The sequence below is a fragment of the Meridianimaribacter sp. CL38 genome (assembly GCF_004328055.1).
Classification (GTDB): Bacteria; Bacteroidota; Bacteroidia; order Flavobacteriales; family Flavobacteriaceae; genus Gaetbulibacter_B; species Gaetbulibacter_B jejuensis.
In genome coordinates, this window is the sequence record NZ_QKWS01000001.1 from 47,573 (window position 1) to 70,881 (window position 23,309).

Consider the following 23,309-nt stretch of genomic DNA (forward strand, 5'->3'; position numbering starts at 1 on the left):
AATAAATAATTTTTCAAAACACTGATTAACAGTTTCTTACAAGTTAAAAATAAATGTTAGTATCTTACCTAATCTAACCACCACAAAACATGGAGTCTAAATATTACACTAAAAATGTCCCTGTCTTTAAAATTGCAAAAGGTGTCCGCAGTATGGTGGACAAATTAGTCGTTCTGTATTTTGCTATAGGAATTTCTCTATTGTCATTTTCGCAAAATCAACAAAAAATTGATAGTCTTTTAAAAGACTTTAGCTCACAAAAAACTACTATTGATAAAGTTAAAACGCTTCAAAATTTAGTTGAAGCTTACAAATATTATGATTTAAATAAAACTGAGTATTATGCTCACAAAAGCTTAAAACTATCAAAAACAACAACTGACACTCTTAGTATTGCTGGTTCACTATACCAACTAGGATCATTAAAAAAGAGTATGTCATATTTAGATTCTTCTGAGTATTATTTTAATAATGCTCTTAAACTCTGGAAACTTACCGATGATAAAAAATGGCTAGCTTCTTGTTACATTGGACTTTCAGATGTATATCGTCTCGAAGGCGACTACGATAAATCTATTGCTGCTATAAACCAATCCATTGTTTTAAGCAAAAGTATTAAAGACACTTTTAGCGAAGCTCTTGCTCTTGGCAATTTAAGTAGTATTTACAGAAATAAAGGTAATTACACCTTAGCATATACCAATATTATTAAATCTCAAAAACTGTTTGAGGACATTGAAGGCAAAACGTTGTACAAAGCTGACACATACAAATCTATTGGTGAAATTGAATATCACAGAGAAAATTACTTCGAAGCGATTAAAAATTACAAAATTGCGCTAGACGTGTATAAAAAAGAAAACGATTATAATTTCCAAGGTTTAACGCTTAATAGGATAGCCAATGCATACATTAGTTTAAAACAATACGAATCGGCTAAAACTTATGCCACAGAAGCACTAAACCTTGCTATAGATAAAAATTTTGAAAATGTCATTTCAAGTTCTGAATTCCTTTTAGGCGAAATAAACTACGAAACAAAAAACTATAAAACAGCAGATTTTCTGTTAAATGAAGCACTAATAAAATACCGTTCCAGTAAAAACATTAACAGTATTTACACCGCTTTATTGGTACTTGGAAAAACCGCCACAAAAACAAAAAACTACAACGCAGCCAAGACCTACTTTAACGAAGGATTACTAATTGCTGACACCATAAATGCTCCAAGAGAATCGCAAGAATTTTATTACTACTTGTCCATACTTAATCTTGAGGAAAAAGATTACCAAAACGCTCATAACAATTTAAAGCGCTATTCAATTATTAAAGATAGTCTTTCAAAAGTTAACAATGCTAGAGATATTGCAGAACTAAAAACCATTTATGAAACTGAGAAAAAAGAAAAAGAAATTGCACTAAAAGCTGCCGAAATAGAAGTACTCAAACAAAAAGAAGCTATTGCAAAAAACCGTCAAATACTTTTGGGTATCATCATATTTTCAATTGTATTGCTTGCAAGCGCTTTGTTTTATGGGTTACGACAAAAAATGAAACGCAACAAAGTAGAACGCGAAAAACTGGATGCTTCGCTTCAGTTTAAAGAAAAAGAACTCACTACACACGCGTTACATTTAGCTCATAAAAACGAAGTATTGCTCGATTTAAAATCGCAATTGAAGGAACTTAAATCTGGTACAGACAATTCTAGAAGCTTCCAAAAAGTCATAAATGCCATCAACCTTGATATTAACAATGATAACAATTGGGAACAGTTTAGAACCTATTTTGAAGATGTGCATAAAGATTTCAACTCTAAGGTAAAACGCACCTTTCCTGAAGTGACTTCTAACGACCTTAGATTGATGTCTCTACTTAAAATGAATCTATCTTCAAAAGAGATTGCAAACATCTTAAATATTTCATCCGAAGGTGTCAAAAAAGCACGCTATCGTCTACGCAAGAAGTTAAGTCTATCCACCGAAGAATCGCTCCAAGAATTGATTATAGAGCTATAAACCAATAATTTACACATACCTTGTCCACCTTTTGTCCTTTAGGCAAAAGTGATTTGTCCGCTAATTGTCCACACTCAAAATTTTAGCTCATAGCAACTTGACATTATGTTTGTTATGTCATTAATATGACAAACCAGTTTTGTGGTGTCTTGCTCTGGTGAAGGCTGCAGACTCAACCAGTTGCAAGTCGCTGCAAAACTCAATACAAACCACAAAACAAAAGTATTATGAACACAAAAATTAAACTTTCAACTCTTTTATTGGCTTTCATTTTAGTGTCTTGTTCCAATGAGGACGACACTTCTGGAGAGGCACCAACAAACAATACTATTGAGGTTTCCATAAACGAATATCCTACAAGTGGCGATTTAGTTACGACCATAACCTCTAACTTAATAGGCGACCTTAGCTTTAGCATTGCCTCACAGTCTGTTTCACAAGCTATGGGAATTGACTCCAATAGTGGAGAAATACGTGTATTGGCATGGCAAGAATTTGATTACGAAACTACAACTGAAATCACGCTTACTGTTTCCATTACTAACGGAACAGACACTGAAGAAAAAAATGTTATCGTATCCATTATTAATGTAGATGATATTTGGGCGTTCTTGAATAGCTCCAGAAACGCTTATGAAAATGCCGCAGACGGAACATGGGTTATGGTGACTGAAAGCGAATACAATGATTTGGCAAACTATATGGCTGAAGTCACCAAAAGTGGTGCTACTGATAGCGACCTTTTAAGTTCTGCCAATATAAACGCAAACCCAGGGCAAGCTCTAATTGCAAATTTAAACGGAAGCAATATACCAGCATCTAGCTATGTGTATGCCTTTAAGCATTACTCTTGGGCTAACAATGTTTCTGGAACTAAAGTAAAATTGTCTACAGGCACTGAACTAGGTGCTTATGAGGCATTAGGTGAAGCTCTACCAGAACACAATGCTGAATACAACCATTTTGTTCTTAAAGGCAATGCAACACCAACCACTAGTGTTGGTTATTTGGCGATATATGTCAATAATAGTATTGGTTATAAAAATATATCTGGTTCACCTTATGGCTGGGGAAGCGATGGTGACACCGACTTTTTAACCAGTGGTAATGTTGGTGCTGTATTTTTATACCAAGGTTTAAGCACTACCTTAAAACAATGGGACTAGTTTAAACACTTCATTTACAACACAAAGGGAAAGCGGTTTTGTTTTCCCTTTTTTATTGGGTTTGTTAGAAAAATAGTCGAAATTAGTTGAATAACTTTTGTTATTAAAAACTAACCAAATATTAATCAACCCATTAAACATAAAAATTAAACATGAAATTAGTTACTCGTTGTCAATCTTGTAAAAAGGATATTAAAATAAAGTCTAACGCTCCAACTAGACCAGATTTACAAATGGAAAAAGGAGATGAGTTTAATGTGAATTGTCAAAATTGCGGAAATATTGAAAAGAAACATGTAAATGACATACAAGCAGAACCTAATAATGTCTTAATTCTTATTGGAGTTGGAATTGGTATTGCATCTACCATAGTATTATGGAGTTTATTTGGAATTATTGGAACTGTAAGTGTTGTAATTCCTATTCTTTTTTGGTATCAACAAATGAATGCTACAAAAGGATTTAACTCCTATACTATTCGACGAAAATAAGATAATCTTTTAATAAAAAAACAACTCTTGAATACTATAGAGCATTATGATAATGAATAAAAAGACTACTACTCCTTAACCCACAACCTCAGCATAAAGGTCAAAATCTTCAGCTTCAATAATTTTTACGGTTGCAAACTCGCCTGTTTTTAAATAGGTTGTGCTGGCATCAATAAGTACTTCGTTGTCTACATCTGGTGAGTCAAACTCTGTTCTACCTACAAAGTAATTACCTTCTTTTCTATCGATAACCACTTTAAACTCCTGTCCTATCTTTTCTTGGTTCAGTTCCCAAGAAATTTGCGATTGTATCTCCATAATCTGATTTGCTCTGTCAATTTTCACATCTTCAGGCACATCATCTTCTAGGTTGTAGGCATGAGTGTTTTCTTCATGCGAGTAAGTAAAACAACCTAAACGCTCAAAACGCATCTCCTTAACCCAATCTCTTAGAGTTTCAAAATCGTCTTCGGTTTCTCCAGGATATCCAACAATAAGAGTGGTTCTAATAGTCATTCCTGGTACTGCTTTTCTAAATTCTTTAAGCAGCTTTGTGGTTTTTTCTTTGGTAGTACCACGACGCATACTTTTTAAAATAGCATCAGAAATATGTTGTAATGGAATATCTAGATAGTTACAAATTTTTGGTTCTCTATTCATAACCTCCAACACATCCATTGGGAAACCAGTAGGAAATGCATAGTGTAAACGTATCCACTCAATACCATCAACTTTTACAAGGTGTTCAAGTAATTCGGCAAGATTACGTTTTTTGTATAAATCCAGTCCGTAGTAAGTTAAATCTTGAGCAATAAGTATCAATTCTTTAACTCCATTGGCTGCAAGTTTTTCAGCTTCGGTAACTAAATCCTCAATAGGTGTGCTTTTGTGTTTTCCACGCATTAATGGAATTGCACAAAAACTACAAGGTCTGTCGCAACCTTCAGCAATTTTTAAATAGGCATAGTTTTTTGGTGTAGTCGTTAAACGCTCACCTATTAATTCATGCTTATAATCGGCACCAAGTGCTTTTAATAAATGAGGTAATTCAGTAGTACCAAAATATTGGTCAACATTAGGAATTTCCTTTTGTAAGTCTGGTTTATAACGTTCGCTCAAACAGCCTGTAACAAATACTTTGTCAACTTCGCCAGCTTCCTTTTTTTGCATAAATTCCAAAATGGTATTCACGCTTTCTTCCTTTGCATTGTTGATAAATCCGCAGGTATTGATAACAACTACGTTACCTTCTTGCTCATGCACCACATCTTTACCACTAGCTTTTAGCTGTCCCATTAACACTTCGCTATCGTACACGTTTTTACTGCAACCAAGTGTTACTACATTAATTCTGTTCTTTTTAAGCGATTTCGTTCTCATATGTATTTCCGCGAAAGCGGGAATCTTTTATACTTTACTTCTTTTTTAGTCCGCAAAGATACAATCTAATTTAAACCTTTAGTATATTTAATGGTCTTAAATACAAAGCTTTTATTATGAAATACCTTTTTTGCCTCTTTGTTTTAATAGGTTTTTATAATTGTTCATCCTCTGATGATGCAACCGATGACAGTCCTGAAGACCAAACTCCTGTTGATGAAATTTATTTTCCGCCATTAATTACAAGTACTGATAACCCTTGGGAAACGGTTAGTCCTTCGGAATTGGAATGGAATGAAAATGAAATACAACCACTTCTTGATTTTTTAGAAGAAAAAAACACCAAGAGTTTTATAATACTACACAACGGAAAAATTGCTCTCGAAGCTTATATGAACGAGCATTCTAGCACTACCAATTGGTATTGGGCAAGTGCAGGAAAAACCTTAACTGCAACGGTTTCAGGAATTGCACAAGATGACGGTTTACTAAATATTAATGCAAAAGTGTCTGATTATTTAGGTACAGGTTGGACGAGTGCTTCTCTTGAAAAAGAAAACCTAATTACTTGTAAACATTTACTATCAATGAGTAGTGGTTTAGACGATACAACAGGCGATGATGTTTCTCCTGAAAACCTACAATACATTGCTGATGCTGGTACACGTTGGGCTTACCATAATGTATATGTAAAAATGCAAGATGTGGTTGCTGAAGCGAGTGGACAAACATGGAATGATTATTTTAACGATAAGTTGAAAAACAGAATTGGGATGAATGGTTTTTGGACTAATTTGAACAGTCTTAGCGTTTACTGGAGTGACACTAGAAGTATGGCAAGGTTTGGGTTAATGATTTACGCAAATGGTAAATGGGAAGACCAACAAATAGTATCAGAGAATTACATTACCGAGTCGACAAATACTTCACAAGACATTAACAAAGCCTATGGTTACCTTTGGTGGCTTAACGGAAAAACTTCATATCACTTACCACAAAGTCAGCTAGAGTTTTCAGGAGAACTGGTTCCTAATGCTCCAAGCGACATGGTTGCAGGCTTAGGTTTAAACGACCAAAAAGTATATGTTGTACCAAGTAAAAAACTGGTGATTATACGTATGGGAAATGAAGCTGATGAAGCAAATTTTGCACTCTCCAGTTTTGATAATGACCTTTGGGAAAAAATCAATGCTGTAACTAACTAGTTATAGTTTTTTGGAGCAACTCTCTTTTTTGAAGCCACTTCATAAACATAAGCCCAATTCAATAAGTTTTTTTCTGAGAGTGGTGTACTTATAAAGGTCAACCCTTTAGGAACACCATCTATTGTATAACCCATTGGTACTGTTAAAGCAGGATATTCAGCAACAGCAGCAAAACCTGCATGATAGTTGTTTATTGATAAAAATCCGTCGAGATCATGCGCTTTTTTTGACACATCAAAGTACAGTTTTCCATTAGTTTTTAGCGTTGCTTTTATACTTTCAAATTCACTATCAGTAGCAGAGTCAGCTACAATACCTTCAAATAATTTTTGTCCATAAGGCATTGTGTTTATAGAGTCTTTCTTGTTAAACTCGATAACATTTTGCACTGATGAAACACCAACATTTGCATTGGCAGACGTTGATAAATATGTTGGCAAATCGGCTTTCATATCTAAATTCAATAAGCGAATAAAATCAGGCAGCTCAACCTCTTCTTCTTCAATTTCAATTATTTCAGCCCCTTGAGCTTTTAAAACTGAAAGTGCATTGACATAAAGAGAATCTTCCATTAGTCGTTTAAATGCACCAAAACGTTTTCCTTTTAAATCATCTTTACTAAAATCACCATCAACATAATACGCTTTAGGCCATTTTAGATTAAGCGACTTATCATCTGCTTCATCAAAACCATACATAGCAGCAAGTAAAATGGCATTATCTATAACATTTTTAGTCATTGGTCCTGGAGTATCCAACGTTGAAGAAATTGGAACAATACCACTACGACTCAATAAACCAATAGTCGGTTTTAAGCCTACAATAGAATTTTGACTTGAAGGTGATAAAATTGACCCTGAAGTTTCACTACCAACTGCAGCTACACAAAAATTAGCTGCTACAGCTACTCCACTTCCTGAGCTTGAACCTCCAGTGTCAATAATTTTTCGTCCATAAGGGTTTAAGGTTTGTCCTCCAATAGCACTATAACCACTTGGGCAATCACCACAGAAAAAATAAGCCCATTCACTAAGGTTAGCTTTCCCTAAAATAAGTGCACCATCACGCTTTAATTGCGAAACAATAAAGGCATCTTCAGTAGTATTGTTTTGAAGTGCAACTGCTCCTGCTGTAGTAGGCATTCCAGATGAATTAATATTGTCTTTTAAAAGAATTGGCATACCATAAACTGTGAAATTAAATTGCTCTGTAATGTCCATATTTTTCAGTTGCTCGTCTTTAGCTTTAGCCTCAGCAATTACATTAGGATTTAATGCTATTACTGAATTGAGAGATAATTCGTTTTCTCTATCAAATGCTCTAATACGATATAAATAAAACTTAGTTAAAAGCTCATAAGTTAACTTTCCTTCTTGCACATTTTTATGCAATGTTGGAATGTCCTGTTCAAGAACAAAAGGTTTTAGACTATTGTAAGTCGCTTCAGTAAAATCTTCTAACTCTGAATTAAAAACCTCCCAAAGTTCAGTAGTATTAATGTATTTTGAATCTAAGACCTTAAATTCTCTAAACTCTTTTGTGGAAATGTCACTAATATCAGTTGATGGCTTTTTATCTGTTTCAACATTAGACTTTGACTCTTTACACGATAAAATCATACAAAGCGCAATAAGGGAAAGTATTAATCTCATGACTTCTATTTTTTAATAAAAATACAAAAACACTTTAATCTTAAATTATCTTAAAAAAATAAATGATTGCACAAGTTTTTATTCTAACTATCATCTAAAAGTTATATCACATAATTTAATCTGTTAATTACTATTATATTTTGTTTAAAAACTATTTATTTTCAATTTTAATTGTTCTCTCTGTAAATCAGCTTATCAATGCTCAATTATGTGAAGGCAACCTTGGAGATCCTGTTGTTTCAATTGATTTTGGTTCTGGTCAAGGACGAGGAGATGCCTTAGGAAATTCGGTTACTGCGTTTACTTATGTTGCTTCTGGAGAGCTCGACGAAGGAGAGTATACTATACACAATACAACAAGTGGATTAAAGGGTAATGCATGGCATGTGACTACAGATCATACAGGTAACACAAATGGTTATATGATGATTATTAATAGTGCTGTTTTGGCTAGCGAAGGTGTTTTTTACACTAAAACAGTTAGCGGACTTTGCGCTGATACTACTTATGAATTCTCTGCTTGGTTAATGAATATTATGAATCCATCTATTGGCACAGATCAATACCATCCAGATGTTACCTTTAGAATTAGTGATACTTCTGGTAATGTTTTAGGAACTTACAACACAGGAGATATCGCTCAATCTTCTTCAGGCGTATGGATTCAATATGGATTTTTCTTTACATTAGAAGCAGATACCGAAGTTGTTATTACAATATTAAACTCAGCTCCAAGCGCACATCCTGGTAATGATATTGCATTGGACGACATAAGCTTTAGACCTTGTGGGCCTGATATCATTACCTCTATTGACGGAAGCTTAAGTAACTCATTAAGTGTATGTCAGGATGAAATTGTAAGTTATAACTTAGAAGCTAATGTTTCTTCTGGTTACGATAATCCACAATATCAATGGCAGTTCTCTAATGACTTTGGTATTAATTGGACGGATATTAGTGGAGAAACTTATACTAACTATACATATACAGACACAAGCACACCTGGCATTTTTTTGTATAGATTAACAGCTGCTAATGGCTCCAATATTAATACAGAAAATTGCCGAATTGTATCTGATGAATTTTATATAGAAATTATAGAGACACCTGAGGCTCTTAATGGTGAAACAGAACAAGTTTTTTGCATAACTCAAAATGCAACTATTAATGATATTGAAGTGAGTGATTCTGCAATATGGTACAGCGAAGCATCAGGAGGAAATCCTTTACCTGGAACAACTTTGCTAATAAATGGCTCAACATACTATGCCAGTAAATTATCATATACTGGATGCGAGAGTGATGAACGCTTTTCTGTTACAATAGAAATTGTATTTCCAACATTAATGCTTAATAATGTTACTGATATTGTATGCGACACAAATAATGACAATATTGAAGAAATAGACTTGACACTACATGAGTCTGAAATTACTAATTGTAACGATTGTATTTTTAGCTACTTTCTTACGTATTCCGATGCCGAAAACTTTGATGAAGATGGATACATAGCAAATCCTGATATTTATGAATATACTTTAGATCAACATATAATTTACGTAAGAGTAGATTCTTCTGACAATTGCTATCAAATTGCTGAGATCTCCTTAGAATTTGGAGAAACACCCATTATACCAATTGAAGACATCTTAAGCATTTGTGAAAACGAAGCATATATCACTATAAATGCTGGAGAAGGGTTTAACAGCTATTTATGGTCTAATGGAGAAACAACTCAATCTATTTCTTTAACCTATGACGACATTGGCAGTTATTGGGTAACAGTAGAAAAAGACTATGGCTCATACATCTGTAATTCTACAAAAGAATTTGAAGTATTGCCATCTAACGCTGCAATTATAACCTCTATTGAAATACAAGATTGGACAAGTAATAACAACACAATAACTGTTATTCTATCTGACACCAGCATTGGTGATTATGAGTACTCTTTAGACAATATCAATTTCCAAGACAATAATGTGTTTACAAACTTAACTCCAGGTGAATATATTGTTTATGTAAGGGATAAGTATGGTTGTGGACTCACTACGGAAGAAGCATATATAATAAACTATCCAAAGTTTTTTACACCAAATAATGATGGCATAAATGATTATTGGTACATAAATAATTATTACATAGAACCATCAATGACCATAAAAATTTTTGACAGATACGGAAAATTTTTAAAACACCTAAACGCGACGTCTCGTTGGGATGGTACATACAATGGCAAATTAATGCCAACTAATGACTATTGGTTTGTCGTTACAAGAGAGAATGGTAAAACATACAAAGGACATTTTACTTTAAAAAGATAAAAAGTCTATAATTATTTAAAGAACGAATCTACAAACTCATATTTATTAAATACTTGTAAGTCTTCAATACCTTCTCCTACTCCAATATATTTTACTGGGATTTGAAATTGGTCTGAAATACCAATTACCACACCACCTTTAGCTGTACCATCTAACTTGGTTACTGCCAATGATGTTACTTCGGTTGCAGCTGTAAATTGCTTAGCTTGTTCAAATGCATTTTGACCTGTAGAACCATCTAAAACCAAAAGCACATCGTGTGGTGCATCACCAACTACTTTTTGCATTACACGTTTTACTTTAGTCAGCTCATTCATTAAATTGACTTTATTGTGCAAACGTCCTGCAGTATCAATAATGATAACATCAGCATTTTGGTTAACACCAGACTGTAATGCGTCAAAAGCTACAGAAGCTGGATCACTTCCCATGTCTTGTCTTACCATAGGCACATCTACACGATCTGCCCAAACCTGAAGTTGATCAATTGCAGCAGCTCTAAAGGTGTCAGCAGCACCAAGTACTACTTTTAATCCTTGCTTTTTAAACTGATAGGCTAACTTACCAATGGTTGTTGTTTTACCAACACCATTAACACCTACGACCATTAATACATAAGGTTTTTTATCGCTTGGTATTACAAAATCAGTTTCTTCACCTGAGTTGGTTTCACTTAGCAAACTAGCAATTTCCTCGCGAAGAATTTTATTTAACTCATCAGTACCTAAGTATTTATCTTTAGCTACACGAGCTTCAATACGTTCAATAACCTTAAGTGTGGTATTAACACCAACATCACTTGATACTAAAACCTCTTCTAGATTATCTAAAACTTCATCATCAACTTTAGATTTTCCGGCAACAGCTTTACTTAGCTTACCAAAAAAACTAGTATTGGATTTTTCGAGACCTTTGTTTAAGGTTTCTTTTTTTTCAGAAGAAAATATTTTTTTAAAAAAACTCATGACCTAAAATTTGTAATGTCTATGCAAAAATCTAGCCTAAAATAAATACTGCTATTCTGTCATAATAGGCTGTCAAATATAGACATAAAAAAACTGCTTTCAAATGAAAGCAGTTATAGAATTAAATATGATTATTTAATTATTTTGTCTTTAAAAAATCATCAACAAATTCTGGTGCCATAACTGACTCAACGAACATATAAGCTCCAGTTTTTGGTGATTTTACCATCTTTATGGCTTTAGTTAATCTTTTAGATCCTGTTTGTAACGATGCTACTGCTTTCTTTGCCATGATTCAATTATTTTATCTCTTTATGAATAGTCATACGCTTAAGGATAGGATTAAATTTTTTAATCTCCATTCTATCTGGCGTATTCTTTTTGTTCTTAGTTGTAATGTAACGAGAAGTTCCTGGTTGTCCAGACTCTTTGTGCTCAGTACATTCTAATATCACTTGTATTCTATTACCTTTCTTTGCCATTGTAACGTATCTTTATGCGTTATGCTTTTATTTTAAAAATCCTTTAGCTTTAGCTTCTTTTAATGCTGCTGTGATACCAATTTTATTGATAGTCTTTAACGCAGATGTAGAAACTCTTAAAGTTACCCATTTATCTTCTTCAGGAATATAAAAACGCTTTTTGATTAAATTCGCATCAAATTTACGTTTAGTTTTATTCATAGCGTGAGAAACATTGTTTCCAACCATCGCTTTCTTTCCAGTAAGTTCACAAACTCTTGACATTCTTTCTAACTTTAAATGTTGTTATTTTAAAACAGGCTGCAAATTTAGTAAATCTTTATAATATCAACAAACTAATATCGTTACTTTTTTTAAATTTCTTTTTGAATCATTTCAAAAGCTTTGTTTACCGCCTTTTTTATGACTTTTGTTCTATGGTTTCCAAAGTTAAATTCTTGAGAATATACTTTGTCTTTTGTAGCTATTGCAATAAATACTGTTCCAACTTCTGCATCGGCATCTCCTTTTGATGGTCCTGCATTTCCTGTTGTAGCAATAGCATAATCGGTATTGAACAATTGTAAAACTGAGGTTGCCATAGCTTCAGCAACTTGCGCACTAACCACAGAGTACTTCTTAATTAAAGCTTCATCAATCTTTAATACGTTTATTTTAGCTTCGGTAGCATAACTTACCACACTTCCTTTAAAATACTGTGATGCTCCTGCATTTGCAGTAAACGATTCTGCAATTTTTCCTCCTGTACAACTTTCAGCAGTTGCAATGGTTTTATTTAATTTTACTAAATGTTTACCTATAATTTCTTCTAGCAAGCCTTCATCTTCAAAGCCAACAAAAATATCTTCTATTTGAGGCAATAACTTATTAATTTCTTCTTGTATAGTGGTTTCCACCAACTCTTTATCTTGATGCTTAGCAGACAATCTTAAACGTACTCGACCTAAACTAGGTAAATAAGCCAGTTTTAAAAATTGAGGTAAGTTATCTTCCCATTCTTCAATTCTTTCTGCAAGAGTACTTTCTCCCAACCCATTAGTTAAAACCGTTTTGTGCTTTATATAAGGAAATTGAAACTGCTCTCTCAGTCTTGGCATCACTTCGTCTTTAATTAACGCCTTCATTTCAAAAGGCACACCAGGAAGCGAAACAAATACTTTTCCGTTTTTTTCAAACCACATTCCTGGAGCGCTACCATACTTATTCATTAACACTTTAGATTTGGTAGGCACTAAGGCTTGGTCAATATTAACCTGAGATAGTGGTTTTTTAATGTAATGCTCCCAAAGAAACTCGATATTTTTTCTAACTGAAAGGTCTTCGACCAATTTGTCATCAAAATATTCAGCAATAGTTTTTTTAGTAATATCGTCTTTGGTTGGTCCTAAACCACCAGTAATAATAATGATGTCTGCATTTTCTTCAGCTTCAGCTAAAGATTTTAAAATATGCGCTCTATCATCTTGAACCGAAGTAATTTGATAGACAGACACTCCTATTTTATTTAATTGTTCAGCAATAAACGCTGAATTGGTATCAATAACCTGACCGATGAGAATCTCATCACCAATAGTAATTATTTCTGCTTGCATTATAAGTTGAAGTCCGTTTTTAACTCGGCGGTTGCATTTTCAACAGCGTTTAAAACAAGTTCTAGTTCTTTGGAAATATCATCTCCAGTTTTTTCAAACTTCCCCCAATCTTGTACTGTTATTAAATCTTGTAAAACACCAAGCTCAAAAAGATCTACTGTTGGTTTCATTTTATGAGCTGCCTGGTAAGTAGTATAATAGTCATTATCTGCTACAGCGTTCTTTAATCGCTCAGCATCTTCTGGTACTTCTTCGAGAAAAGCTTCGGCTAATGACTTTACAAAATCTTCGTCACCACCTGCTAATTCTCTTACTCTAAATAGTTTATAATGTTGTTCCATTTATTTAACAGTTATTGAAAACATTTGTTTGTTTTCCAAAAATCCATCAAGCTTGTCGTTTGCAATTACCTTGCCAACACCTGATGGAGTTCCCGTAAAGATAATATCTCCAATCTTTAAAGTAAAATATTTTGACACATATTCGATGATTTCATCAATTTTCCACAGCATCAGGTTTGTATTACCTTTTTGTACTACTTCGCCATTTTTTTCTAAAGTGAAGGACAAATTATTAACATCTTTAAACTGCTGTTTATCAACCCAATTACCTACTACTGCTGCTCCATCAAAGGCTTTGGCTTTCTCCCAAGGTAATCCTTTGGCTTTTAATTGCGCTTGTAAATCGCGAGCAGTAAAGTCTATACCCAAACCTATTTGGTCATAATATTTATGTGCAAATTTTTTATCAATATACTTACCAACTTTATTAATTTTTACCAAAACTTCTACTTCATGATGCACATCGTTGGAAAAATCTGGAATAAAAAAAGGCTGTTTCTTTAAAAGAATTGCTGTATCAGGTTTTAAAAACACAACAGGATCGGTTGGTTTTTCGTTTTCTAGTTCTTTTATATGGTCAGTATAATTTCGACCTATGCAAATGAGTTTCATAACATCTTACCAAACCCTCTCTACAAGAGAAGGGATTTTTATTAATTAGTTTGACAAAGTTAATGTTATAGCTGGAACAGTTTTTAAATCACTTTGAAATTTATTTGAAGAATGGACTTTCCACTCTCCAGAAATATATGCTGCCATTTTGTATTTGCCTTCTTCTGCACAAATACCAGAAATTATAGGATTATGCCTTATACGTTTTTCCTTTTTTTTATTGTTTTTACCAAAATGAAATGTAACCTCCTCTTCGTTAAAAGGTATGTACAACCATTCAAAAGCCACATATAATCCTTCTCTTGGAAAAATTATAGCGTAGTCAGAAACATCTATATCTACAGTTTTTTGCTTCTTTTTTAGGGTAACTATTACATTTTCTTTTAGTAAATCTTTCTGCGGAAGACCATCATTTCCTATAGTGTACAAACGAAGTCTAAACTTTGCTTTATTGTTTTTAAAATTTCCAAAATGAAACCTAACAGACTTTAAGTACTCTGTATTTTCGTAATGTTCTTCGAAAGGAAAATATAAGGCTAATATCCAAGGGTTTCTAAAAGATGAACTAAAGCCTTGGCACAAATCATCTTCGGTAATTTTATTAATTTCTAAAGTTTTTTCTTCAAACTTTTTTGAAATTACAACTTCGTCTAGCTGCTCGTTTAAAGGCTGTAAAACTAGCTTTGAAACCTTTAAAAATGAAGATACTAAAAGTGTAGTGTCTTTATAACCCAACGAAGACAACTTAACATTTTTACGCAAGTTATTATTCTCTATAGCAAGTGTATAATTTCCTTCTTCATCGCTTGAAGTTCCTATTTCAGACTCAAGAACACTTATATTAACATAAGGAATTGGTAAATTCGTATCACCATCAACCACCACTCCTTTTGCTAATTGCTCTTGAGATAAAACAAAAAATGGAAAAAGAAATATTAAAAACTTCATCTTATAAAAATGGGATTTCTATCTTTCCTTAAAAGTTAGCTCAACTTATTATTAAACGCTCTTAACTTAATAGCTGTAAGCACTTTTTTGGTATACAAAGGAAAATCGGCATTTAACAACCAACCAAAATAACCTGGTTCATCATTAAGAACAGCCTCAACAGTTTTTCCTTTATGTTTTCCAAAAGAAAAGCATTCTTCTCCCTTTTTATTGTATGCAATAAAACCTGCAAAATCTGCAAACTTTTTACGAGAACTAAACTCTGCTAAAAACTTTGTATCGTTTTCTAAGTCGTCATATTTTGCAACTTGAGCTTTTAAAACTTCGTATGTAGCTAAAGTATCAGCTTCGGCACTATGGGCATCATCTAAATTTTTATCGCAGTAAAACTTATATGCAGCACTTAAAGTACGTTGTTCCATTTTATGAAAAATAGTTTGCACATCAACGGCAACCCTTCCTTTCATGTCAAAATCAACATCTGCGCGAAGCATTTCTTCTGCTAGTAATGGAATATCAAACCTGTTGGAGTTAAAACCTCCTAAATCGGCATCTTTAATAAGGTTATGTACTTCTTTAGAAATTTCTTTAAATGTTGGTGCATTGGCTACATCAGCATCTGAAATACCATGAACTTTAGTAACTTCTGGCGGAATTGGAATTGTTGGATTGACACGCTTGGTGTAAGTTTCCTCTTTACCATCAGGATATACTTTAAGAATAGAAATTTCAACAATCCTATCGCTAGAAATATTTATTCCAGTAGTTTCTAAGTCAAAAAAACAGATAGGTTTTGTAAGATTAAGCTGCATGTTATTAATTTTTAGGCAAAGATAATGAGATAAAACAAACCTTGAGTATGGTATTTGATTTTATCAAATAATTAACCGAAATTCGTTTTAATACTTAACAAACAGTTTTGAAACGATATTTTATGATTCAAAATTGCATTTAACACATTAATTATCAAAGAAAAAGTTACACTATTTTGGTTTAGAAGAGATTTACGCTTTGAAGACAATCATGCCTTATGGAAAGCTCAACAAAGCGAATATCCTGTACTTCCTGTTTTTATTTTTGACACCAATATTATTGAAGAATTGGATGAAGCAGACTCTAGAGTTACATTTATTCATAATTTACTTACTCAACTATCCAACAGCTTAAAATCGCACTCAAAAAGTTTGTATTGCAAAGTTGAAGATCCAATTAAAGTATGGGAAGAGATTGTAAATACGTTTGATGTACAAACCGTTTTTGCTAATGAAGATTACGAACCTTATGCTATTACTAGAGATAAGAACGTTAAACAATTGCTAGCAAAACATGATGTTAACTTTACCTTATTAAAAGACCAGGTTATTTTTGAAAAAAATGAAGTATTAAAAGCCGACAATACACCTTACACTGTTTACACACCTTACAAAAACAAGTGGCTTGAAAATTTTAATACTAAACATTTAAATTCTTACGCTTCAAACTCTGAAACTAACTTTTTAGATTCTGATTTTAAACTACCATCGCTATCTGAGTTAGGTTTTAAACGTTCTTCTATTACAGTTAAAGACTACGATTTAGAATCTCTAGAAGATTATAAAAAAGTAAGAGATTTTCCAGCTTTAGACCAAACGAGCCATTTATCACCTCATTTAAGATTTGGCACTATTAGTATTAGAAAGGTTATTAAAAAAACATTAAAACATCAAGCCTTTTTAAACGAACTCATATGGCGTGAATTTTTCATGCAAATTCTTTTTCACTTTCCTAAAGTTGTGGACTCAAACTTTAAAAGCAAGTATGATAACATAAAATGGAGAAACAATACTGAAGAATTTGAAAAGTGGAAAAAAGGACAAACAGGTTACCCAATGGTTGATGCTGGCATGAGAGAATTAAACGCTACAGGCTACATGCACAATCGCGTTAGAATGATTGTTGCTGGTTTTTTATGTAAACATTTATTAATTGATTGGAAATGGGGAGAAGCTTATTTTGCTGAAAAACTATTAGATTATGAACTGTCTTCAAATAATGGCAATTGGCAATGGGCTGCAGGAACTGGTTGTGATGCTGCTCCATACTTTAGAGTATTTAATCCCACAACACAAATAAAGAAATTTGACCCTAAATTAACTTATATCAATTCGTGGATTCCAGAACTAAACTCTTTAGAATATCCTACACCAATGGTAGAACATAAAGACGCTAGAGAACGTGCTATTGAAACCTACAAAGTAGGACTAAATAACACTTAAGACATAAAAAAAAGCACAATCTAGGATTGTGCTTTTTTATATGATTTATAGAATTTTAAATTTCTCTGTTAGAATCCCAAGCTTCAAGATAATCTTTTACAGCCTTAACAAATTGTCCTCCTAACGCTCCATTTACAACTCTATGGTCATAAGAGTGCGATAAGAACATTTTATAACGAATCCCAATAAAATCACCTTCAGGAGTTTCAACAACTGCAGGTACTTTTCGGATAGCTCCTAATGCTAAAATACCTACTTGAGGTTGATTAATAATTGGTGTTCCCATAATACTACCAAAGGTTCCTACATTAGTTACAGTATAGGTTCCTCCTTGTATATCGTCTGGTTTTAATTTATTATCTCTTGCTCTAGTTGCTAAGTCATTTACTTTTTTGGTCATACCAACCAAGTTAAGTTGGTCAGCATCTTTTATAACTGGCACAATAAGGTTTCCATCTGGTAATGCAGCTGCCATACCTAAATTGATATGCTTTTTCTTAATGATGCTATCACCTTGAACTGAAATATTCATCATAGGAAAATCTCTTAATGCTTTAGCTACAGCTTCCATAAAAATTGGTGTAAAGGTTAGGTTTTCACCTTCTCTCTTTAGGAAAGCATCTTTCACCTTTTTTCTCCAGTTCCATATTTTAGTAACATCAGCTTCAATAAAACTTTGCACGTGAGCAGAAGTTTGTACTGACTCCACCATATGATGTGCAATTAATTTGCCCATTCTAGTCATTTCAATAATCTCATCGTCTCCACTACTTACTACTGGAGCAGCTTTTGGTTGTGCAACTCCATTGTTTTGCGTTGGAGCTACTTTAGCTACTTCTTGAACAGGTTTAGGTTGTGAGTCTCTATTTTCAATATAAGATAACATATCATTTTTAGTGACACGTCCTTCTTTTCCTGTACCAGGAATAGCATCTAACTCTGCTTGACTAATACCTTCTTGTTTTGCCATATTTTTTACTAATGGCGAATAAAAACGGTCTCCAGAAGATACTACAGGAGCTACAGTTTCTTTAGCAACCTCAACGGTTTTTGCAACTTCAGCAACTGCTACTTGTTCAGCTTTTTCTTCTTTAACAGGCTCAGTAGTTACAGCAGGAGCCTCAGCTGAAACTTCTCCTTCAGTTTCAATAATAGCAATAGTTTGACCAACTTGCACAACATCATCAGCATTGAAAAGTTTTTCTACTAAAACACCATCTACTTCACTTGGAACTTCACTATCCACTTTATCTGTAGCAATTTCAAGAACAGCCTCATCAGCCTCAATAGTATCACCAACTTCTTTTAACCAAGATGTTATTGTTGCTTCTGCTACGCTTTCTCCCATCTTAGGGAGTTTTAATTCAAATTTTGCCATATTAATAATGAAAAAGTGTTTTTGGGTTTTTCGTTTGCAAAATTAATAAAAAAACATCTAATCTGTTGTTGTTTCTTCAATTAATCTTTTTTAAAATGGATAACTTCACCTCTGTTTTTAGAGCTATTGCTTCCGATGATAAAATTAGCATTTTTTGGTAAAATCTTAAAAAATGCCTTATTATTAATTTCAGGATTTGAAATATGCTCAATTATAGATTTATAGGTTACATATTCAGCATCAAAAATTATTTCGGTATACTCTTCAACCGTATCAATTGATGCCACTTGTGTAATAGGTTTATTTAAAGCTTCTTTTAAACCTCTAGGAATATCTTTAGAAACTAATGTATAACTATCTATTCTGTTTTTAGCAACTAAAGGTTCAGATCGCATTAAATAAGCGCCTCTAATCCCTAACCAAACCAATGAATTGAATATAAAATTGCTTTTAAAATGCTTTTTGTAAAAAATTTGCATTGCACCATAAAAACGCTTGGCATAGTTAAGGTCTTTTAATGTGCTCTCACCTTTATAATGAATAATAGTAGTGTTACCATTATAATAGTTGTCATAACCAGCTTTTAGGACTTTGTATGATAAATCCACATCTTCTCCATACATAAAATAGTCCTCATCAAACCCACCTACTTCTTTATACACCTCTTTTTTCAATATCATAAAAGCACCAACAAAAACAGGAACTTCACCTACCGCTTCTTCTTCAATTTGTGTTGCATAATACGATTGAGGTTTACCAAGCAGCTTTTTAAGCGCTACATTGGGTTTTGGGATGTTTCGCTTGCTTTCTGGTAAAAAGTGACCTGTACCATCTACTAACCTGCAACCTAAAATACCTAAGTTTTCAATGCCATTAGCAAACTCTAAAAGTATCTTAAATGTGTCTTCAGCAACAATCGTATCTGGATTTAAAACACATAAGTACTCTCCTTTGGCTTGTGATACACCAATATTATTTCCTTTGGAAAATCCTGAGTTTTCTTTATTCTCTATTAAAACAACATCAGGAAAATGCGTTTTTACCATATCACAACTTCTATCACTAGAGTTGTTATCTACTACAATTATTTCGGCTTCAATACCATCAATAGCTTTTTGAACACTTTTTAAACAGGATTCTAAAAAGTATTGCACATTATAGTTTAATATGACAACTGATAATTTCAATATAACTTTACGATTTTAAAGAGGTTTCAAAAGGAATTCTGTTAATGATACTTCTACCTAAGGTGATTTCGTCAGTATATTCTAACTCATTACCTACCGAAATACCTCTAGCAATAGTAGATGTAGTGATATTAAACTCTTGTATTTGCTTATAAATATAGAAATTAGTGGTATCGCCTTCCATAGTTGAACCCAAGGCAAAAATAAGCTCTTTGATTTTTCCTTCTCTAGCTTTTTGAACCAATGGTTCAATGTTTAAATCGTTAGGACCAACACCATCCATAGGAGAAATTTTGCCTCCAAGCACATGATACAATCCTTTAAAAGAACTTGTGTTTTCAATTGCCATTACATCCCTAATATCTTCAACTACACAAATAACATCTTCTACTCTATTAGGGTTTGAGCAAATTTCGCATAAATCGGTATCGCTAATATTATTACAGTTTTTACAAAACTTAATATCATTACGCATAGTGTTTAATGCTTCGGCTAACTGAAATGTATTTTCTTTTGGCTGTCCCAATAAATGTAGTACTAAACGTAACGCAGTACGCTTACCAACACCTGGCAATTGAGACATTTCATCAACAGCTTTTTCTAATAATTTTGAAGAAAATTCCATACAAGCAAAGGTACTACAATTTATGAGTTTATTACTTACAAAAAACCCAATACTCTTTTTTACAGTATTGGGTTTTTATAATGTTTTATAAAGCTTTATTCTATAATAAGCTTTTTAGTTACCACTCCATTTAAGGTGTTTACTTTAACAAAATAAAGACCAGAAGCGTATTGAGCAACATCTATTGTGTAAGTATCTAAAAGATTTTCATCCTTAGCATAGTACATTAATTTACCAATAGAGTTATAGATTCTTATTGACACGTCATCTCCTTTATCCCAACGTAGATTAATTTGAGTTTTTGCTGGGTTAGGATACATATTTAACGATTGTAAGTCAAACTCACTAACACTTAAGCTAGCATCATACAAATTAGATCTCCACACACCTCTACCATAAGTAGCTGCATAAATTTTGTTTTCAACTGTATTTATTTCAAGCTCGCTAATAATTACATTAGGTAAGTTATTACTAAATGGTTGCCAGCTATTTCCTGTAGTATTATCAATATAATATACACCATAGTTCATACCTAAGTATAAACCATCCTCACCATTGTCATGCCAGGTTAAAGCCTGAGCGCTAAAGTTAGGTAAATCAAATCCATAAGGCGTCCAAGTTATTCCTCCATTTGAAGACACATATACTTTTTGAGTAGATGTTGTAGCTATTGCTACTTTATTTGGATCTGTTGGATGAATTGCTATCGAATTTACAGAACCCGAAAACCCAGAGAGCTGCGACCAACTGTTAACAATACCTACAAATGTATTTTTATATAAGTTTCCATTTATTGACAAGTACATATAGCTACTATTTGAAGGCGCTACTTTTAAATTATCTATATTAGCACCAAAGTTTTGCGACACTGAAGTCCAACTTGTACCTCCATTACTAGACATATAAACCTCGTCAAAAGCAATATAAATAGTATTTTGAACAAGTGGATCTTGCTCAAAAGGTACAACCCAATTGTAACTATTTTGACCTCCTTTTCCGTCAGGCTTAACTAAATTAGATATGTTTGATCCTCCATTAATAGTTTTGTATGTAGTACCATATTGAGAAGTACCATACATTATATTGCTATTATTCTTATCAACAAACGACTCCATTCCATCTGCACCTAACCAATCAATCCAATCTCCATTAGCCAAATACGCTGACGTTCCATTATCTTGAGAACCTCCACTAATAATTACAGGATCAGACTGCGTAATACCAAACTTATAAAACTGCTTGATACTCATTCCAGCAGATAAATCAGTATAAAAATTTGCTGTTAATGCTGAAGAAGGGTTATTAGCAACATAAATACCTCCATCAGTTCCTGCATATAACTTATCACCTACAAACTCCAAAATATCTACATCAGCATGACAATACCCAATCCCCTGTGCTGCAGCATTCTGCGGAATCCACTGAGAAGAAATATTAAATGAAACACCTCCATCTAAAGAGCGCCACGTATTAATACCAGCAATATGTACTTCATTTGCATCTGCTGGATTAACTGTTATATCCATATCTCTAGGTGCTTGACCAGAACCAACATCGCTTGGATCTTCAGGGTCAGAGCTATATCCAAAATAATTTTTACCATCGTGGTCTAACTCACTAAAAGTAATAGCACTATCTGTCGATTTGTACAAGCTTCCGAATGCACTTCCACTGGCTTCAATAACATATACTGTTGAAGGACTATTAGCTGAAACACCTATCATCTTAGGTCCATTTGAAAATACACCTGTAATTTCAGAAAAGTTAGTTCCTCCATCTGTTGACACAAATACACCTTGCCCTGAAGCATAAATGGTATTAGAATCTCCTGGTTTAAACTCAACATCATAACCATTTGTTGCAGACTCGTTTATTAATGTCCAGTTAGCTCCAGCATTTGAAGATTTAAAAATACCTCCACTTTGCACACTGCAATACATTTTGTTAGAATTTGCCGGATCAATAATGATTTTATTTACACTTCCATTTCCAGTATCAGACCAAAAATTCCATGTAGCTCCTGCATCAGTAGACTTAAATATATTTCCGCTTGTGGTTCCCCAATAATATGTTGATGAGTCATTAGGATCTATTGCTAATGCATATACATATAAATTCGACATATTGTCTGTTAACACCTCCCAAGTAGCGCCTCCATCAAGAGTTTTCCAAACACCTCCAGAGTTTGCTCCTGCAATAATATGATTAGAGTTTGAAGCATCTACAGCAATAGATGTTACTCTTCCTACTCCTGGATTCCATCCACTTGTTTGGTTCCAATTTGTTGGTCCTAATTGCTCCCAAGTACCAACAGTAGTTCTTGCTAATCCTGAATTTTGATTAATATAATTATTGTAGTTTTCAAGTTCTTCAAAATAAAACTCAGGCGTTTTAAGCATTCCGTTTTCATCCATATTTCTCAAGGCTTGGTATTCCCATCTTTTGTAAGGTTTGTAACCTTTACCTTGTCCAGTTCCTTCTATTGCAAAATAAGCTTCAGCCTCAGCTATGATTTCTTCTACAGTGTAGGTACCTGCATCCATCATTCTTTTATATTCTTGAGACCAAGATGTCATCATGAATAATGAGAAAACTAAAGAAATGTAAATTTTTTTCATTTTAATTTAGTTAATATTGTGTTTTATTAAATTTTTCAAAAATAGTATTTTAAAAACAATAGTATTGTTA

At 33.2% G+C, this 23,309-nt stretch carries 21 protein-coding genes; 6 read left to right on the plus strand and 15 right to left on the minus strand.

Features of this window, described 5'->3' with window-relative positions; genetic code table 11:
* The first annotated feature begins 89 nt into the window (after nucleotides 1-89).
* The 3 genes from DMZ43_RS00220 to DMZ43_RS00230 all read left to right on the plus strand — a co-directional run bounded on the left by DMZ43_RS00220 (nucleotide 90) and on the right by DMZ43_RS00230 (nucleotide 3,675).
* Nucleotides 90-2,018 carry a tetratricopeptide repeat protein gene (locus tag DMZ43_RS00220; RefSeq protein ID WP_131505729.1) on the plus strand — a complete coding sequence of 643 codons (1,929 nt, stop codon included), beginning with the start codon at nucleotides 90-92 and terminating at the stop codon, nucleotides 2,016-2,018.
* Nucleotides 2,019-2,245: 227 nt separating this feature from the next.
* Nucleotides 2,246-3,184 (plus strand): cadherin repeat domain-containing protein, encoded by a 939-nt coding sequence (locus tag DMZ43_RS00225; protein ID WP_131505730.1) that lies wholly within the window; start codon nucleotides 2,246-2,248, stop codon nucleotides 3,182-3,184.
* Nucleotides 3,185-3,336: 152 nt separating this feature from the next.
* Entirely contained in the window at nucleotides 3,337-3,675 is a 339-nt protein-coding gene (locus tag DMZ43_RS00230; RefSeq protein ID WP_129759004.1) for a hypothetical protein, read from the plus strand.
* 75 nt (nucleotides 3,676-3,750) lie between these two features.
* On the opposite strand, the gene rimO is transcribed toward DMZ43_RS00230, so the two are convergent.
* Nucleotides 3,751-5,055, minus strand: a complete 1,305-nt coding sequence (rimO, locus tag DMZ43_RS00235; RefSeq protein WP_131505731.1) for a 30S ribosomal protein S12 methylthiotransferase RimO — start codon at nucleotides 5,053-5,055, stop codon at nucleotides 3,751-3,753.
* 116 nt (nucleotides 5,056-5,171) lie between these two features.
* On the opposite strand from rimO, the gene DMZ43_RS00240 reads away from it, so the two are divergent.
* Nucleotides 5,172-6,260: a serine hydrolase gene (locus tag DMZ43_RS00240; protein ID WP_131505732.1), complete on the plus strand. Its 1,089-nt coding sequence runs from the start codon at nucleotides 5,172-5,174 to the stop codon at nucleotides 6,258-6,260.
* Here DMZ43_RS00240 and DMZ43_RS00245 read toward each other — a convergent pair.
* Nucleotides 6,257-7,912 carry an amidase family protein gene (locus tag DMZ43_RS00245; protein ID WP_131505733.1) on the minus strand — a complete coding sequence of 552 codons (1,656 nt, stop codon included), beginning with the start codon at nucleotides 7,910-7,912 and terminating at the stop codon, nucleotides 6,257-6,259. The two genes, DMZ43_RS00240 and DMZ43_RS00245, sit on opposite strands and share 4 nt — an antisense overlap.
* A 140-nt stretch (nucleotides 7,913-8,052) precedes the next feature.
* Here DMZ43_RS00245 and DMZ43_RS00250 point away from each other — a divergent pair, with 140 nt between their 5' ends.
* Entirely contained in the window at nucleotides 8,053-10,236 is a 2,184-nt protein-coding gene (locus tag DMZ43_RS00250; protein WP_131505734.1) for a T9SS type B sorting domain-containing protein, read from the plus strand.
* Between the two features lie 11 nt (nucleotides 10,237-10,247).
* Here DMZ43_RS00250 and ftsY read toward each other — a convergent pair whose 3' ends face one another.
* From ftsY to DMZ43_RS00295, 9 genes are all read right to left on the minus strand, one after another.
* The gene (gene ftsY, locus DMZ43_RS00255) at nucleotides 10,248-11,201 is read right to left on the minus strand and encodes a signal recognition particle-docking protein FtsY (RefSeq protein ID WP_131505735.1); all 954 of its coding nucleotides are present in this window, start codon (nucleotides 11,199-11,201) and stop codon (nucleotides 10,248-10,250) included.
* 139 nt (nucleotides 11,202-11,340) lie between these two features.
* Nucleotides 11,341-11,493: a DUF4295 domain-containing protein gene (locus DMZ43_RS00260; protein WP_129759011.1), complete on the minus strand. Its 153-nt coding sequence runs from the start codon at nucleotides 11,491-11,493 to the stop codon at nucleotides 11,341-11,343.
* Between the two features lie 7 nt (nucleotides 11,494-11,500).
* Entirely contained in the window at nucleotides 11,501-11,683 is a 183-nt protein-coding gene (gene rpmG, locus DMZ43_RS00265) for a 50S ribosomal protein L33 (protein WP_091426518.1), read from the minus strand.
* Nucleotides 11,684-11,710: 27 nt separating this feature from the next.
* Nucleotides 11,711-11,947: a 50S ribosomal protein L28 gene (rpmB, locus tag DMZ43_RS00270; RefSeq protein ID WP_129759012.1), complete on the minus strand. Its 237-nt coding sequence runs from the start codon at nucleotides 11,945-11,947 to the stop codon at nucleotides 11,711-11,713.
* An 89-nt stretch (nucleotides 11,948-12,036) separates the two neighbouring features.
* Nucleotides 12,037-13,275: a competence/damage-inducible protein A gene (locus tag DMZ43_RS00275; protein WP_131505736.1), complete on the minus strand. Its 1,239-nt coding sequence runs from the start codon at nucleotides 13,273-13,275 to the stop codon at nucleotides 12,037-12,039.
* Nucleotides 13,275-13,616, minus strand: coding sequence for an Hpt domain-containing protein (locus DMZ43_RS00280; RefSeq protein WP_131505737.1), 342 nt, complete (start codon nucleotides 13,614-13,616; stop codon nucleotides 13,275-13,277). Before DMZ43_RS00280 ends, DMZ43_RS00275 begins: the two co-directional genes overlap by 1 nt.
* A complete protein-coding gene (locus DMZ43_RS00285) occupies nucleotides 13,617-14,228 on the minus strand; it encodes a fumarylacetoacetate hydrolase family protein (protein ID WP_129759015.1) in 612 nt (203 codons plus the stop codon). It lies immediately after the preceding gene.
* A gap of 45 nt (nucleotides 14,229-14,273) precedes the next feature.
* Nucleotides 14,274-15,176 carry a carboxypeptidase-like regulatory domain-containing protein gene (locus DMZ43_RS00290; protein WP_131505738.1) on the minus strand — a complete coding sequence of 301 codons (903 nt, stop codon included), beginning with the start codon at nucleotides 15,174-15,176 and terminating at the stop codon, nucleotides 14,274-14,276.
* A 35-nt stretch (nucleotides 15,177-15,211) separates the two neighbouring features.
* Nucleotides 15,212-15,988: a 3'-5' exonuclease gene (locus tag DMZ43_RS00295; RefSeq protein WP_131505739.1), complete on the minus strand. Its 777-nt coding sequence runs from the start codon at nucleotides 15,986-15,988 to the stop codon at nucleotides 15,212-15,214.
* A 153-nt stretch (nucleotides 15,989-16,141) separates the two neighbouring features.
* On the opposite strand from DMZ43_RS00295, the gene DMZ43_RS00300 reads away from it, so the two are divergent.
* On the plus strand, nucleotides 16,142-17,431 hold the full coding sequence (locus DMZ43_RS00300) for a deoxyribodipyrimidine photo-lyase (protein WP_370450266.1): 1,290 nt from the start codon (nucleotides 16,142-16,144) through the stop codon (nucleotides 17,429-17,431).
* Between the two features lie 55 nt (nucleotides 17,432-17,486).
* Here the strand turns inward: DMZ43_RS00300 and DMZ43_RS00305 are convergent, their stop codons facing one another.
* The 4 genes from DMZ43_RS00305 to DMZ43_RS00320 form a co-directional block, all read right to left on the minus strand.
* Nucleotides 17,487-18,809, minus strand: a complete 1,323-nt coding sequence (locus DMZ43_RS00305; RefSeq protein WP_131505741.1) for a dihydrolipoamide acetyltransferase family protein — start codon at nucleotides 18,807-18,809, stop codon at nucleotides 17,487-17,489.
* Nucleotides 18,810-18,889: 80 nt separating this feature from the next.
* Nucleotides 18,890-19,996 (minus strand): glycosyltransferase family 2 protein, encoded by a 1,107-nt coding sequence (locus DMZ43_RS00310; RefSeq protein WP_131505742.1) that lies wholly within the window; start codon nucleotides 19,994-19,996, stop codon nucleotides 18,890-18,892.
* A gap of 7 nt (nucleotides 19,997-20,003) precedes the next feature.
* Nucleotides 20,004-20,621, minus strand: coding sequence for a recombination mediator RecR (gene recR, locus DMZ43_RS00315; protein ID WP_131505743.1), 618 nt, complete (start codon nucleotides 20,619-20,621; stop codon nucleotides 20,004-20,006).
* Between the two features lie 95 nt (nucleotides 20,622-20,716).
* Entirely contained in the window at nucleotides 20,717-23,239 is a 2,523-nt protein-coding gene (locus DMZ43_RS00320) for a T9SS type A sorting domain-containing protein (protein ID WP_131505744.1), read from the minus strand.
* Nucleotides 23,240-23,309: the final 70 nt, after the last annotated feature.